Annotated in this window: 16 protein-coding genes; 11 read left to right on the plus strand and 5 right to left on the minus strand. The window is 37.9% G+C overall.

The annotated features are described in order from the left end of the window. The first annotated feature begins 15 nt into the window (after positions 1 to 15). The 5 genes from hinT (at position 16) to AVFI_RS05855 (ending at position 3402) form a co-directional block, all read left to right on the plus strand. Complete coding sequence (gene hinT / locus AVFI_RS05835; RefSeq protein WP_005418924.1) at positions 16 to 366, plus strand: purine nucleoside phosphoramidase; 351 nt, start codon at positions 16 to 18, stop codon at positions 364 to 366. 66 nt (positions 367 to 432) lie between these two features. Continuing rightward, the gene (locus tag AVFI_RS05840) at positions 433 to 1830 is read left to right on the plus strand and encodes a COG3014 family protein (protein ID WP_054776110.1); all 1398 of its coding nucleotides are present in this window, start codon (positions 433 to 435) and stop codon (positions 1828 to 1830) included. Then, on the plus strand, positions 1830 to 2219 hold the full coding sequence (locus AVFI_RS05845; RefSeq protein WP_005418928.1) for a YcfL family protein: 390 nt from the start codon (positions 1830 to 1832) through the stop codon (positions 2217 to 2219). The genes AVFI_RS05840 and AVFI_RS05845 overlap by 1 nt, the downstream gene beginning before the upstream one ends. Before the next feature lie 116 nt (positions 2220 to 2335). Further along, a complete protein-coding gene (gene lpoB, locus AVFI_RS05850; RefSeq protein ID WP_005418930.1) occupies positions 2336 to 2926 on the plus strand; it encodes a penicillin-binding protein activator LpoB in 591 nt (196 codons plus the stop codon). A 137-nt stretch (positions 2927 to 3063) separates the two neighbouring features. Beyond that, positions 3064 to 3402, plus strand: coding sequence for a YggL 50S ribosome-binding family protein (locus AVFI_RS05855; protein ID WP_012534078.1), 339 nt, complete (start codon positions 3064 to 3066; stop codon positions 3400 to 3402). A 62-nt stretch (positions 3403 to 3464) separates the two neighbouring features. Here AVFI_RS05855 and AVFI_RS05860 read toward each other — a convergent pair whose 3' ends face one another. Beyond that, positions 3465 to 4208, minus strand: coding sequence for a class I SAM-dependent DNA methyltransferase (locus AVFI_RS05860; protein ID WP_188863238.1), 744 nt, complete (start codon positions 4206 to 4208; stop codon positions 3465 to 3467). A 282-nt stretch (positions 4209 to 4490) separates the two neighbouring features. Here AVFI_RS05860 and thiK point away from each other — a divergent pair, with 282 nt between their 5' ends. The 5 genes from thiK (at position 4491) to AVFI_RS05885 (ending at position 9575) form a co-directional block, all read left to right on the plus strand. Beyond that, positions 4491 to 5321, plus strand: coding sequence for a thiamine kinase (gene thiK / locus AVFI_RS05865; RefSeq protein ID WP_188863237.1), 831 nt, complete (start codon positions 4491 to 4493; stop codon positions 5319 to 5321). A 132-nt stretch (positions 5322 to 5453) separates the two neighbouring features. Then, on the plus strand, positions 5454 to 6005 hold the full coding sequence (ycfP, locus tag AVFI_RS05870; RefSeq protein ID WP_017018147.1) for an alpha/beta hydrolase YcfP: 552 nt from the start codon (positions 5454 to 5456) through the stop codon (positions 6003 to 6005). A gap of 362 nt (positions 6006 to 6367) precedes the next feature. Next, a complete protein-coding gene (locus AVFI_RS05875) occupies positions 6368 to 7657 on the plus strand; it encodes an NAD(P)/FAD-dependent oxidoreductase (RefSeq protein WP_005418943.1) in 1290 nt (429 codons plus the stop codon). Between the two features lie 166 nt (positions 7658 to 7823). Further along, positions 7824 to 9119: a DEAD/DEAH box helicase gene (locus AVFI_RS05880; protein ID WP_188863236.1), complete on the plus strand. Its 1296-nt coding sequence runs from the start codon at positions 7824 to 7826 to the stop codon at positions 9117 to 9119. A gap of 9 nt (positions 9120 to 9128) precedes the next feature. Further along, positions 9129 to 9575 carry a hypothetical protein gene (locus tag AVFI_RS05885; protein WP_011261773.1) on the plus strand — a complete coding sequence of 149 codons (447 nt, stop codon included), beginning with the start codon at positions 9129 to 9131 and terminating at the stop codon, positions 9573 to 9575. Positions 9576 to 9625: 50 nt separating this feature from the next. Here AVFI_RS05885 and AVFI_RS05890 read toward each other — a convergent pair. From AVFI_RS05890 to AVFI_RS05905, 4 genes are all read right to left on the minus strand, one after another. Further along, positions 9626 to 10854, minus strand: a protein-coding gene (locus tag AVFI_RS05890; RefSeq protein ID WP_408580437.1) for an IS3 family transposase whose coding sequence is annotated in 2 segments (ribosomal slippage) — positions 9626 to 10491 and positions 10491 to 10854 — 1230 coding nt in all. Because the reading frame shifts where the segments join, the coding sequence is not laid out codon by codon here. Positions 10855 to 10953: 99 nt separating this feature from the next. After that, positions 10954 to 12420 (minus strand): carbon starvation CstA family protein, encoded by a 1467-nt coding sequence (locus tag AVFI_RS05895; protein WP_188863743.1) that lies wholly within the window; start codon positions 12418 to 12420, stop codon positions 10954 to 10956. Positions 12421 to 12580: 160 nt separating this feature from the next. After that, the gene (btsR, locus tag AVFI_RS05900; protein WP_054775906.1) at positions 12581 to 13297 is read right to left on the minus strand and encodes a two-component system response regulator BtsR; all 717 of its coding nucleotides are present in this window, start codon (positions 13295 to 13297) and stop codon (positions 12581 to 12583) included. Next, a complete protein-coding gene (locus tag AVFI_RS05905) occupies positions 13290 to 14972 on the minus strand; it encodes a sensor histidine kinase (protein ID WP_065641377.1) in 1683 nt (560 codons plus the stop codon). The genes btsR and AVFI_RS05905 overlap by 8 nt, the downstream gene beginning before the upstream one ends. 240 nt (positions 14973 to 15212) lie before the next feature. Between AVFI_RS05905 and AVFI_RS05910 the strand changes: the two genes are divergently transcribed. Further along, complete coding sequence (locus tag AVFI_RS05910; protein ID WP_065597291.1) at positions 15213 to 15800, plus strand: acetate uptake transporter; 588 nt, start codon at positions 15213 to 15215, stop codon at positions 15798 to 15800. The last annotated feature ends 67 nt before the right edge of the window (positions 15801 to 15867 follow it).

Below are 15867 nucleotides of genomic sequence, written 5' to 3' on the forward strand. Positions count from 1 at the left end.
TATTGGAGGCGCTTCATGGCTGAAGAAACAATTTTTAGTAAGATTATTCGCAAAGAAATTCCTGCGGATGTGGTATATCAAGATGATTTAGTTACGGCTTTTCGCGATATTAATCCAAGAGCGCCAAGCCATGTATTAATCATTCCTAATAAATTGATCCCTACTACGAATGACGTAGAGCCAGAAGATGAATTGGTAATGGGACGTTTATTTACTGTGGCTAGAAAAATTGCACAAGAGGAAGGCATTGCTGAAGATGGTTACCGTTTAATCGTTAACTGTAACCCTCATGGCGGTCAAGAAGTTTACCATATTCACATGCATCTAGTTGGCGGTCGTCCTCTAGGTCCAATGCTACTAAGCTAATAGATATCATATAGAGGCTCCTGTTTTTTGGAGCCTTACTTTTCTAACGATGAGTTTCTTATAATAATGAATTCAATATTGAAGAAATCCACCATAGTTACTTTTGCTTTGCTGCTTTCTGGCTGTGCAAATATGTCTGTTGGCAATTTGTTTAGTCATTATTCAGCTCAAACTAATGATGTTTATCAATTAGTGAAAAGTGGTGAAGCAAAACAAGCTTATACTCTTGAAGAACAGGAAGTGGGTGGCCCAATTCTTGATAATATGGAGCTTGGTCGTATTGCTTTATTAAGCGAGCAATATGCGGAGAGTAAAACGGATTTTGAAGTAGCAGAGCAAGCCGCGAGAGTACAAAGTGATCAAGCGACTATCTCTGTTTCTGATTCAGCAAATCAAGTGGGCTCTTTAGTTACTAACGATAATTTAATTGACTATAAACCCGCGGATTACGAGTTAGGTTACTTGCATTTATATTTGTCTCTAAATTATCTAAAAAATAACGATTTAGAAGGGGCTTTAGTTGAGGTTCGTAAGGCGAACTATATTCAAGAGCAAGCCAAAAGAGACAGAGAAAAAGATTTACGAAAAGCAGAGAAAGAAGCAAAGAAAGAGGGCGTTAAGGCGAATGTTGGCGCGATTTTAGCGAATTACCCAGATGTTGGGAATGAACTTGCTGCAGTTCAAAATGGCTACCTTTTTTATTACTCTGGTTTGCTTTATGAAACCAATCGTTCGTTAAATGACGCTTATATTGATTACAAGCGTGCATTGGCCGTTGCACCAAATAATAAGACGGTGATCGAATCGGTTCAACGTGTTGCTCGTAAACTGGGTATGCGTAACGATATCAAAATGCTAGAGAAGCAATACGGTGCGTATCAAGTACCAAAACGCTCTGATAGTCGTGTGATTATTATTGATGAACAAGGTATTTTACCGCCATTGTCTGATTGGCGATTGGGCTTACCTATGTGGGATAGCCAAGGTAATTTTGTTCAATATAATTTAGCGTTACCTTACTATAAAAACATCAAACGTCAGGTATTTCCGCCACTAAAAGTGAATGGTAAGTCGTTAGCGAGTGATCAAGTTGCTGATGTGACATTAATGGCGAAAAACGATCTTAATGAACGCATTCCTGCAATGGTGATCCGACAAGCTTTACGTGTTGTTGCTAAAGATGAATTAAGAAAAACATCAAGAAACAGCAAAGAAGAAGAGTTAGTTAATGCGGTCTTTACTATCTTTAATACATTAACAGAACAACCTGATACACGTAGCTGGCAAACATTACCAGCTCAAATAAGTGTAACAAGTATGAGTATTGAGCCTGGAAAGAATCAAATTCAATATCAAGGAAATGAACTAGACTTTACAGTAAAGGAAGGACATACCGTTGTCGTCTGGTCATCTAGACAAGGAAACGCCGTCACTTGGTGGCATAAACAATTAGGGGAAATATAATGAAAAAATGGTTTATCGCACTTTTGTTACCACTGGCTTTGGCTGCGTGTAGTTCAAGTCAAACAGCAGGGATCAGTGTTGATAGCAGCACTCAAAAAGTTGTCTTTGGTGATAACGTATTGGGTAACCGTTTATCGGTAGAGCAGATCACAACACAAGACAATAATGGTTTGGTGCGTGGTATTGTGTCAGTTACAAGTAAATTTACGGGTGATCAACAGCTTCAATACCGTTTTTACTGGTATGATGAACAAGGTTTAGAGGTTAACGGTTCTGACTCTCCTTGGCGTACGTTTGTTGTTCGTGGTTTAGATACAATGAGCATTCAATCTGTGGCTATGAAGCCTGAAGCAACTCAGTTCCGTGTTCAAATTCGCACATTAGATTGATACTCATCTCTATGAATAGTTGACTACTCTGTTTATTAACATTATTTGGTCAGCTATTTATGTAGAAGGGTATGGTTTCTTTTATAAGATAAAGACTCACTAGAGGTAAAAATAAAATGAAGAAAAGTGTTATTGCATTATTAAGCTTGGCTGTATTACTTGGCGGTTGTTCAAACAAGGTAAGCTATGGCGATGCTCAAGCTGTTGAAACAACAACTGTAGATTTCGGTTCAACTGATTTACAAAAAATCGCAGGTGAGATGACTGAGAGCATGCTTTCTTCTGGTGCTGTTGCTCAAATTACTCAAGGTAATCGTCCAATTGTTTTTGTTGAAAGCATTAAAAACAAAACAAGTGAACACATTGATACGGAATCTGTAACGGATTCAATCAGCACTAAGCTACTTAACTCTGGTAAGTTCCGTTTTGTAGATATGGATCGAGTTGAAGCAGTTCGTTCACAACTTAACTTCCAAAATAATGATGAGCTAGTAAACCAAAACACAGCAATTCAGTTTGGTAAAATGGTTGGTGCTCAATACATGCTTTACGGCAACCTTTCTAGCATCGTGAAAAATGCAGGCAGCGACAAAGACGTATACTACAAAATGACAATGCGTTTAATGGATTTAGAAACAGGTCTAATCGAGTGGGCTGATGAAACTGAAATCCGTAAGCAACAAGAGAAAAGCCTACTAGGTTGGTAATCCTTCCTACGATGACTTAACTTCTATAAGCCAGAGCTAATCATGCTCTGGCTTTTTTGTTTATTTTCAATCAAAGCTTGGGTATTGGAGCCGAAAGGAGTATAAAGAGACTACATCCACCAAATGAGAGAAAAACGATGAAACTGAATAAGTTAGAAAACAAAAATCGCCGCATTCGTAAAAAACTGTACCTAGGTGAGTTTGCGATTCTTGGTTTCGAGGTGAGCTGTACTACTGAATTTAAAGATTTCGATCAATATGATGTATTCGTGGATGAGTTTATTGACTACATTAATAGCATTGACTTGTGCTTTGGTGGCGGTGGTCTTGAGCTATTTGAAGGCTTTATTTGTTCAACAGAGCGTTACCGTTCAGTAACAGAAGAAGAGCAATTAGCAGTAGCAAATTGGTTAGATGCACGTTCAGAAGTGAAGAAAGTGGAAGTTAGTGATTTAGTTGATGCTAACTACCTGTAATTTTGATTATCAATAAATCAGAATAAAAAAATCCGCCAATAATGGCGGATTTTTTATGAGTGCTATTTTTTCACGCATACCACGATGGCATTGCCTGATGAGGCTTCAAGTGGTGTGATTTTCTCGTAATCATGTTCAAACATATGAACATCAAAGTATGGCTCTAGCAAGGCTTTTAATTGGTCAAAATCAATGGCAACCATTGGGTGTTTATCATCCCAAATTTCTGTTACGCCATCTGTTGTCTTTTCTATTTTCAGCAATAGGTGCTGTTGTTCACCCTCGCCACAATAGTTCCAACCTGATTGAAAGCTAAATTGACTGCCTTCATGTTCTGCAGCGTGTTTTACAAATGAACGATTGTCGATTTTGTTTTTAGCTACAGAGTTAAAACAAAGCACACCTTCAGGCTTTAATGCGGCATGAGCACTTGCAATACATTCACTCAGTTTTTCTATATTTGCATTGTAATGAATGGAATAAAGAAAACAGGTGATTAAATCCAATGGTTCTTCAACTTTGAAATTACTCATGTCATGCAAAATAAAATTCGCATCAGGGTTACGCTGCTTAGCAATATCAAGCATGGGTTGGTTAATGTCTAAACCGCTTGCTTGGTAGCCATAATTAATAAAATGATGTACATGTGGGCCAGTTCCACACGCTAAGTCAAGATAATCTCTTCCTTGATTACCAAAGATTTGGTGTATACGACGTACAAAATTACTTTGTGATTGATAATCAATGTCAGCACACATTAAATCGTAATAGCCAGATAAATCAGTATATAAAGCGTTAGAGGACATTTTAGCCTATCCATTACAACACCAGTCTACTTTAAGTGTTTGATTAACTGCTTATTTTGAGAGGTATAAAAGAAAAACGTCTTATAAGGAATGACAAAGCGTTAAGCCTGAAGAGACGCGTAGGGCGCGGATAATAATTCAATTTGTAATGTTTGAATAGATAAAGTTAATCAATTTGTAAAATCATTTTTGTGAGTGATTTTGTCTCATGATCAAACTTATTATGACTCTGTGTTAAACTCGATTTACGCTTATTCTAATTCACTGATATAACGAGATTTTATGGATAAACAATTTAATGAATTTGGTTTAACTATTTCCCATGTTTCTGCTCTAAGCGGTGGATTAACCAATGCGTGTTTGAAAGTTGAAGCAAAGGAAGGCTCGTTTGTCTGGCGTCCAATATCTCTACAAGCAAAGATTCTAGGAGCGGATAGGGCGAAAGAACATGAAATTCTACAATCGTTATCTGGTGAGTATTTTTCTCCGAACGTATATGGAGCAAATGAAGAGGGATTATTAGTTGAGTGGCTTGAAGGTGAGGTTATTGCGCTTGATAAAGCCCAAGATGTCGCTGTCGATTTACTGTGTTCGGTACATCAAGTTTCATTAGATAAGTTAAGTGAACAAGTAAAAAATAAGCCGATGAGTTTAAAAGATCGAATTATTGATTATTGGAATTCGATTGTGCCAGAAAATCAAACACCAGAAATGAAAGCGTACTTTGAGCATTTCTCACAGCAAGATGAGCAAGCTTTCTTTTCTCATTGTTTATGCCATTACGATATTGGTGCATATAATATTATTGTTAAAGAAGATGGCTATGGTCTTATTGATTGGGAGTACGCCTCGATGGGCGATCCAAGCCAAGATCTCACATCTATGATTATTGCTAATCAATTTGATATGGATGATGTTATTTCACTGTATTGTCAAAAACGTCGTTTAAATATTGATGAGTGGAAGCGAGCGGTGATTCATTGGGCTCCATGGGTGACTTTTATGGGAGCGTTGTGGTTCTTATTAGGTCATCAATTACTCAAAAATACTTGCTATCAAGAGTTAGCTGAGCGAGAAATGAACAAAATAAGAAAATTATTGCCATTAAGTTAGAAATGAATCGGCAATAATCTAGTGTAGATCACTGTTCTCAGTATTGCTTCAGTTAAGAGATTTAAAAGCACAGTTTTCGTGGTAGATTAAATTCACTTATATGGAAAACTCTTACACAGAACAGGGGGAAACATGATTATTTATCTTCACGGCTTTGACTCAAATAGCCCAGGTAATCATGAGAAAGTAGTTCAACTTCAATTTATTGATGAAGATGTCCGTTTTATTAACTACAGTACACTGCATCCAAAGCATGATATGCAGCATTTGCTTAAAGAAGTGTATAAAGTGATAGAGCAAGCTGGTGATCCAAACCCTATTATTTGTGGTGTGGGCTTAGGTGGTTTCTGGGCTGAACGCATTGGTTTCCTCTGTGGTATTCGCCAAGTGATTTTTAATCCGAACCTGCATCCAGAAGTGAATATGGAAGGTCGTATTGATCGCCCAGAAGAGTATGCTGATATCGCAACTAAGTGTGTAGAAAAATTCAGAGAGAAGAATAAAGAAAACTGTTTATGCATTTTATCTAAAAACGATGAAATTCGTGATAATAGTGATTCTGCAGCTGAACTTGAGCCATACTACCAAATCATTTGGGATGAAAAAGAAACACACAAATTTAAGAAGATTTCACAGCATCTTCAAGCAATGAAATCATTTAAAGACGCGGAAACACTCATTTAAACAACCCTCTTTTTACTTAATGAAACATAATAAAAACCTCACATTATCGTGAGGTTTTTTGATCTAAACCAAAGAATTAAAATAATGTTACATTTCCTTTCAATTATATCAATTAATTTACACCTCTAAAAAAATCTTCTTCATAACATCTATATCTGCTTGATAACATCTGAAATACGGATATATAATGCGAAAAACAAGAAAAAGAAGCATATATTGCTCAACTTTGCGTAACGTGAACGCTGTTTCCTCAAGACTTACTCATTTCAGACAATCTAGATATTGCATTGTGAGGTAAGCACAAATTTTTTAATTCGAATGTGCGGGTTAAAACCTTTTTTATTTTTTAGAGGATAATTGTAATGACTAAAATTGTTATTGTTGGTGGTGGAGCTGGTGGTTTAGAGCTCGCTACAAAATTTGGTCGTACATTAGGTCGCAAGGGCCGTGCTGAAGTTACATTAGTAGATCGTAAAGCAAGTCACTTATGGAAACCATTACTACACGAAGTAGCAACGGGCTCACTGGATGAAGGTGTTGATGCTATCAGCTACCGTGCACATGCAAAAAATCACTCTTTCGAATTTCAAATGGGTAGCTTATGCGATATTAATCGCGAGAAGAAGTTTATTACTCTTGCAGAAATTAAAGACGAGCACGGTGATTTAATTATCCCTACTCGTCACATTGATTATGATTACCTAATTCTTGCAATTGGTTCTACATCAAATGATTTCAATACTCCGGGTGTTCGTGAAAACTGTATTTTCCTTGATAGCCCAGAGCAAGCACACCGTTTCCGTACAGAAATGAATAACCAATTCTTGAAACTGCACGCACATCCAACTCAAAAGACGGTTGATATTGCGATTGTGGGTGCTGGTGCAACGGGTGTTGAATTATCGGCAGAGCTTCATAATGCAGTTAAAGAGCTTCGTTCATACGGTTTCGGTGATTTAGATTCGGCAAAACTGAATGTGAACTTGGTAGAAGCGGGTGAGCGTATTCTTCCTGCGTTACCTCCTCGTATTTCATCTGCTGCACACAGTGAGTTAACTAAGCTGGGTGTGAACGTTCGTACTGCAACAATGGTAACAAAAGCAGATTCTGAAGGTCTTCATACGAAAGATGGCGATGTGATCCCTGCGCAAATCATGGTTTGGGCTGCGGGTATTAAAGCGCCTGATTTTATGAAAGACATTGCAGGTCTTGAAACTAACCGCATTAATCAGTTAGTTGTTAAACCGACGCTGCAAACCACACGTGATGACGATATTTTTGTTATTGGTGATTTGGCTTCGTGCGAAAAAGCAGACGGTGGTTTTGTTCCACCTCGTGCACAAGCTGCACACCAAATGGCAAGCCATGCGTTTAAAAACATCGTAGCCAAGATGCGAAGCCAAGAAATGAAGCCTTATGTGTATAAAGATCATGGTTCGTTAGTTTCTTTAAGTAACTTCTCAACAGTAGGTAGCTTAATGGGTAACTTAACCAAAGGTTCTATGATGGTTGAAGGTCGTATAGCTCGTGTTGTTTACATCTCACTGTATCGTATGCACCAAATTGCACTTCATGGCGTATTTAAGACGGCATTAATGATGCTTGTTGGTCGTATTAACCGTGTATTACGTCCAAACTTGAAGCTACATTAATCTTGTAGATAAACATAAATAGATTTAAAAGCAGAAATACTCCGGTGTTTCTGCTTTTTTTGTACCTAAATATGAAAAAATGTGCGCTAACTCACCGTAAATCATCTATAATGCGCGGCTAAATTAATAATGAATACATAGACTGTTTGCTTAAGGAATCCACTTTATGTCATTTTCATCTCAAGGTTTTGCACCTGAAATCGTAAAAGCATTAACTGAATGTGGTTATCAAAAACTGACCCCAATTCAACAAAAGGCTATTCCTTTAGCACGTAAAGGTCATGATATTCTGGCGAATGCTCAAACGGGTACAGGTAAAACTGCTGCGTTTGCATTACCAGTTATTCAACAATTATTAGATTCTAAGAAATCAACAACTCGTCGTACTGCACGAGCGTTGATCCTTGCTCCAACTCGTGAGCTAGCAGAGCAAATCGCAGTAAACATTGCTGATTACACTAAATACACATCATTGACAGTAACCTCTGTGTTTGGTGGTAAAAAAATGTCATCTCAAGAGCGTGCTCTAGAGCCGGGTGTTGATATTTTGGTGGCAACTCCGGGTCGTCTTCAAGAGCACATCGAAGAAGAAAACGTATCTATCGCTAATCTTGAGTTTTTGGTTTTTGATGAAGCAGACCGTATGTTAGATATGGGCTTTGTTAACGCTATTCGTAATATCATGATGGAAGTAAATACGTCTCCGCAAATCATGCTGTTCTCGGCGACATCTTCTGCTCAAATGAACAAGCTAGCGAGTGATATCTTACGTAAACCAAAACGTATCTCAGTTGATCCTGAAAACACAACAGCATCAACCATTGCACACGTTGTTTACCCAGTAGATGAAGAGCGTAAAACCGAGCTTCTTTCTGAGTTGATTGGTCGTAAAAACTGGCAACAAGTGCTGGTATTTGTGAACTACAAAGAAACAGCAAATGAGATCGTAAAAGAATTAAAACTGGACGGCATTAAAGCGGTTCTTTGTCATGGTGATAAAGCACAGAGTGCTCGTCGTCGTGCATTAGAAGAGTTTAAAGAAGGCAAAGCACGCGTGATGGTTGCAACAGATGTTGCTGCTCGTGGTCTTGATATTGCTGATTTACCTCACGTGATTAACTACGACATGCCTTTCTTAGCAGAAGATTATGTTCACCGTATTGGTCGTACAGGCCGTGCTGGCAAAAAAGGTCATGCGATTTCTTTTGTTAGCCGTGAAGAAGAGCTAACTGTGGTTCAAGTTGAAACATTGATTCAACAGCGTATTCGCCGTGTTGAACAACCGGGTTATGAGCCAAAGAACCGTGATGCTTACATTGATAAAGTAAACACGAAATCTGCATTTAAAAACCGTAAAGGTCGTACAAACAATCCAAATGAAGATCAATCTTCAGCTGAGCGTCGTATGCGTTTAAAAAATGTGATTCAAAATAAAGCACGCATTACTAAATTGAAGAAGTAGGGCTGAATTATGCAACGTGATTATACTTTTTCTTGTTTGGTAACTATGCCACGTCATGAGCTAGAAGAATTTAGCCACCGTGTCGTTAGCCGTATGGTTCCAGAAGAGACGATGCAAGAGATCTTTACGTTTGATCAAGAAGAAACGACGGATCAAGATCGCATGCAAACAGCGCAATTAGATGCGATGCTACGTCTTTCTGCTGTAGCGCTTGGTGAAGTGACACACGCTTTTTCTGAATCTGAAAATGCACAACAAAATAGCTTACGCATGATGCGCCTTATCTTATGGCACACTTATGCAATGCTATTTAATTTAGAAGAAGCGGTATCTTTAGAACAACACTGTGAATTAGTTGAGAAAATCTTAGCTAAGCCACCAACCGATGCGCTAAATTGGTTACCTGTATTATCAAAATTATTAAGTGACTATGCGGCGATTGCTGCGAAAAAATAAGTGATTTAATTGTCTCGTCCTAAAATACGTTGACGATTTTTAATTGAAAGCTAAGTGCGTACGCACTTGGCTTTTTTGTGTACTTGATTTGGTGTACTCATTCCCAAGCTTAAATGTGGCCGCATTTCATTATAAATAAAAATAGATTCTTCAACTAAATGCCTTAACTCCTCTAAATCTTTACAGTCATACAAAAGAAACTCTTGTTTAAGTATCCCATTTATTCGCTCTGCTAATGCATTTTGATAGCAATCATAACCATCCGTCATTGATGGCTTAATATCATTTTTATTCAATTTTTCCTGATAAACCTTTGAACAATACTGTAATCCTCGGTCTGAATGATGAATCGTACTCCTTTGATATTGACGGCTATCTATCGCCATATCAAGAGCTTTGACTACATCAGTAGCTTTCATTTCATCACTTAATTCATATCCCATTATCTTTCGACTATAAGCATCTGTTACTAAAGATAAATAATGAATACCTTTTTGTGATTGAACGTAAGTGATATCACTAACAAAAACCTCTTCAGATGCTTGAGGTGTTACTTCTTTAAGTAAATTAGGATGTTTTTTCATCCAATGCTTACTATAGGTAGTTTTTGTATAACTTCGTTTAGGTTTTACTAATAAGCACTCATTTCTTAAATAGGAAAAAAAGTTATCTCTGCCTAACTTTATGCCATGAGTGATGAATTTGGGCTTAAGTAAAAAATATAATTTTTTACCTCCAATACGAGGCATATATCGACGAATTTCTTGCACCATATTTTTAACCGGTGAAAGTTCAACGGCACGTTTCAGAGCTCTACGTTCTTGTTGGTATATACATTGTCTTGTAATGCCAAGTAGCTGACTAGCTCGCTCTAAGCTGATCATTTTCTGCTTTTGAAGACTTCTTGCTCCTTGGCAATATACTTTTTTCTAAGGCCTGCACCATGTTCTGCGTCCATGATATTCACTACTTCATTAAGTAATAAATTACGCATTCTTTCATCATCAAGCTCTCGCTCTAAACGTTTAATTTTTTGTGCAGGCGATTCTTTCGCTTTCGGGGATTTAGGCATAATAATCTTAGGTGATTGAGACCAGTCCATCTTACCGTGTTTTCTTAACCAAGTAAGTACGGTAGATCGACCTTGAATGCCATAAATGTTTTGAGCTTGCTTATAGGTCATATCGCCTTTTTCTATAGCGGCAACAAGCTGCAATTTAAAGCCTAATGAATAATCGCGTTGAGTTCGCTTATTCTTTGTTTTTTCTTGATTTGTCATATAAAAGTCCTAAATGTGTAAACACATTTCAGGACGAGACAAATTATAAAAACAAAAAGCCGAACTAAACAGTTCGGCTTTTTTTATGTAACGTGATTATTAAGATTGAAGACTTTCTTCTTCTGAATCAACTTCGCCATTATTTCTTGATTTAACAATTACAAGAGCTGCAATGGCTACCGCTGATACTACACCTGTAATGGTTGATAGCGTCATTGGTAAACCAAAACCTAGTTGGCTGTTGTTTAGAATGAAAGTAATACAAACACTTGTCATAAATACTGCAGGAACGGTTGTGATCCAGTGTAGTTTGTTATGACGAACTAGGTAAGCAGTTGCTGTCCAAAGCATCATTACCGCAGTCGTTTGGTTAGCAAAACCGAAGTAGCGCCAGATAATACCGAAATCTACTTGAGTTAGAATGCCACCAATAACAAATAGTGGTAGTGCCATTAATAGACGGTTACGTAATGTTTTTTGTTCCATGTTGAAGTATTCAGCAAGGATTAGACGGCTTGAACGAAATGCTGTGTCACCAGAAGTGATTGGTAGAATTACCACACCTAAGAAAGCAATGATGCCACCGAATGTACCTAATAGACCAAATGCAGAGCTGTATACCACATTACCTGGGCCACCGTTAGCAACCGCTGCTTGAAGTGCTTCCATACCATCAAAGAATGATAGAGCGATAGCACACCAGATAAGAGCGATAATACCTTCGCCGATCATCGCACCGTAGAATACGAAACGACCGTTCTTTTCATTTTCCATACAACGAGCCATTAATGGCGATTGTGTCGCGTGGAAGCCAGAGATAGCACCACAAGCAATGGTAATGAATAGCGCAGGCCATAATGGCAAATCATTAGGGTTCATGTTGGTGAACATTTGACTTGGTTCGTAACCACCTAATATTGAATGGTCACTAGAAATCGCAATCGCTGAAATAAGACCAACAGACATGAAGATGAGTAGGCCACCAAAGAGTGGGTAAAAACGACCAATGATTTTATCTACAGGAACAATTGTCGCAATAATGTAGTAGGCGAAAATGATAACTACCATTGCGGTCATGGTAATGCCTAAATTAAATTGGTCATTCATTAGGTTAGTTAACATGCTTGCAGGAGCTGATACGAATACCACACCAACAAGAAGTAGCAGTACAATCGCGAATACATTCATAAAGTGTTTTGCGCCATTACCTAAGTATTTACCAGTAATACTTGGTACAGAAGCACCACCATTACGAACAGATAACATACCTGAGAAGTAATCGTGAACTGCGCCTGCAAAAACACAACCTAGCACAATCCATAACATAGCTGCAGGGCCGTAAAGGGCACCCATGATTGGGCCAAAAATTGGGCCGACGCCTGCAATATTAAGAAGTTGAACTAAGTATACTTTTGGTGTCGACATTGGAACATAATCAACGCCATCTGTTTTTGTATGAGCGGGAGTTTGGCGGTCTTCTTTAATTCCGAATACTTTTTCTATAAAAGTACCATACAAAAAGTAACCACCGATAAGTGCAGCAACACAAGTTAAAAACCAAAGCATAATCCATTCCTTTTAAGAGTTAGCTAAGTAAATTTTAAAATTAGATGCTGTGTATAATACTGCTGGGCGTAAAGAGTTCACGCCCAAAAAAGGTGAGTGGTTATGATTTGCTAGTGAGTGGCTTTATAGCGGATTAAGTGGTTTTGATGATACTCACACGTTAATGATGAATACCTAAACGCTCTTTTATTTCTTTAAGATAACGTCGACTAACCTGTGCGATATGGCCATTTTGAGTCACTATCTCGCTAGTTCCGTTATCATGCAATTTAATCTCACGAATAAAGTGTGGATTAATTAAAAACTGGCGATGGCAGCGAATTAAAGGGGTCTTTTCTTCAAGTACTTTTAAAGTAAGTTGAGTGCAGGCTTTTTCTGTTTTAGACAGTAGCTCCACACCAGAGGCTTGGATACTTGCTACTTCAATTTCATTGGATGGAAGAAGCAAAATTCGGTTATGACCAGAGCAAGGGATCAGGTCAATATCGGGTTGGCTTAAAGGACTTAGATCTTGTTTCTGATCCGCTTGAATTAAACGCTTAATGGTTTTTTGTAATCGTGCTGGTTCTATTGGCTTTAATAGGTAATCAAACGCATTATCTTCAAACGCTTTAACAGCAAATTCATCGTAAGCGGTGACAAAAACAATGTTAGGCATGGTGTCAGGATCAAGCATGCTGATTAATTCCATTCCGGTAATCCTTGGCATTTGAATATCTAAGAAAACGACATCTGGTTTTAAAATATTAATTTGCTTTAGGCCGTCAATGGCATTTCCACATTCAGCAATAATATCGATATGACCAATTTCGTTTAATTGCTCTATTAATTCTTCTCTAGCAAAGAGTTCATCATCTATCACTATGGCTTTAAGCATGGTTTTTATTCTCTATTGGTAGGTGAATCGTTGCTTTTGTTTGTTGATTACTAATACAACTCATGGTTAAGCCAAAATTATCACCAAACTGGTTTTTTAAACGTTTGTCGACAATGGTGGTACCTAAACCATTATTTGAGTTTTGTTCAGTATATAACCCTGCATTGTCGATGACTTCTAAAATAATTTGATGATGTGAAGGGTAGGCTTTTATTGTTATTTCACCCGCTTCAAATAAGTTAGATGTTCCATGTTTAATGGCGTTCTCGACAAGAGGTTGCAAGGTAAATGTAGGCAATTTCAAACCGTATAGACTTTCATCAATATCCATATGTACGGTTAAACGATCAGCGAAACGAGCTAACTCAATTTCTAAATAAGATTGTACGTGATGCAGCTCTTCTCTTAAGGTGACTTGTTCAATGTTCTGTTTCAAGTTCATGCGGAAAAATTGCGATAAATGCTGAATCAGTTCTCTTGCGCGAGTTGGATCACGACGGATCACTGCACTAATAGTATTTAGTGCATTAAATAAAAAATGTGGGTTTACTTGGGCTTGAAGTACACGAAGTTCCGCTTGAGTAAGCAAAGATTGTTGTTGTAAATAACGTCCCGTTAAGATCTGGTTTGAGAGTAATTTAGCGATACCTTCGCCTAATGTTAGATTGATATAAGAAAATAGTTTCCGTTTTGGTTCATACAGCTTAATGGTGCCAATTACCTCATTATTTGCCCCGATAAGCGGAATAACAAGTGCCGATCCTAGTTTACATTTTTCACAAATAGAACATTGGTAAGGGTGTTCATCACCGTCAATGTACATAACTTTGCTACGTTTAATCGCTTTTTTTGTGTAGTCAGAAGCGATTGGCGTATCGGGTAAATGGTGGTCATCACCGATACCGATAAAGGCTAAAATTTTCTCTCTATCAGTAATTGAAACCGCACCAACACCAGTCTCTTCATAGATGATTTTCGCTATTTGTTTGCTGTTTTCTTGGTTGAAGCCTTGGCTTAAAATTCCAACCGAACGTTGGGCAATATTGAGCGCCTTATTTGAGAAGGCGGCAGAGTATTTTTCGTAAATAGCCTTTCTATCTTGAATGATACTCATGAACATGGCTGCGCCAATAGAGTTTGCGACTACCATTGGTAATACAATTGATGAGACAAGTGCATAAGCTTGGTCAAAAGGTTTTGCTACTGCCAAAATAATTGTCATTTGAAGTAACTCAGCGATAAGGGCAATCATTAATACGGTTCGAGGTCTAAATAATTGTTCAATTTGGTTTTTTCTAACAAAATAAAGATGAAATAAACCACCAAGCAAGCCTTCAGCTGTGGTTGATATTGCACAGGCAAGATCGGTAAAGCCGCCCATGGAATAACGATGTAGCCCTCCGGTTAAACCAACAAAGAATCCAACTAATGGTCCTCCTAAAACGCCACCCATTACTGCACCAATAGCTCGTGTATTTGCAATGGCATCTTGAATAGCGAGCCCGAAGTAAGTCCCTAGAATACAGAACCCAGAAAAGATGATGTAACATAGAAAACGGTGACTCCAACGAGCCGAAATTGTTGTAATTGGTAAGAAGAGAGGGGTTTTACTTAATAGGTAAGCAAGAACCAGATAGACACTTAATTGTTGTAATAACGAAAACACCAATTCCATTGGTTTACCTATTAAAATAATGACTGAGGCTATAGTGTAATCGTAAATTAATAATGAGTCTAAATAAGCAAGTTATATAAGTTAATCTTGTTAATGGTTTGTGTAAAACGACTTATTTATGAGACTTATATAAATGCAATGTAAGATTTCATAAATGATGGTTGTGATCTTCATCACCCGGAAATAAACTGCGCGCCTAAATACCTTTTTAATTTTTACACTTTTTTTTGAGGCTTCGGCATGTCAAACAAACTTGCAAACCCTGCACCATTAGGCCTAATGGCTTTTGGTATGACAACTGTACTACTTAACCTGCATAATGCTGGTTTCTTCCCATTAAACACAGCTATTTTAGCAATGGGTATCTTCTATGGTGGTACTGCGCAAGTAATTGCTGGCATCATGGAGTACAAGAAAGGTAACACATTTGGTACGACTGCATTTACTTCGTACGGTTTCTTTTGGTTATCTTTAGTTGCACTTATCCTTATGCCTGAAATGGGCCTAGGTCAAGCTACTTCAGCTACATTCATGGGTTGGTACCTATCTATGTGGGGTGTACTAACATTCTTCTTGTTCTTAGGTACATTTAACTACCCACGTGCAAAACAAGTTGTATTTGGTAGCCTAACTATTTTATTTGCATTACTTGCAGCTCGTGATTTCACAGGTAGCGTAGTAATTGGCCACTTAGCTGGTTACGTAGGTCTATTCTGTGGTCTAAGTGCAATGTACTTCTCTATGGCTCAAGTAATTAACGGTGAGTACGGTCGTACTGTATTACCTGTTGGTGAAGTAAAAGCTAAAGCTGAAACAGTAACTGCATAAGTTTTAAGTTTCTATGAAAAAGGCAGCTCATAAAAGAGCTGCCTTTTTTGTGTCTGTAAGAAAATGC

This window comes from Aliivibrio fischeri ATCC 7744 = JCM 18803 = DSM 507 (assembly GCF_023983475.1).
GTDB classification, from domain to species: domain Bacteria; phylum Pseudomonadota; class Gammaproteobacteria; order Enterobacterales; family Vibrionaceae; genus Aliivibrio; species Aliivibrio fischeri.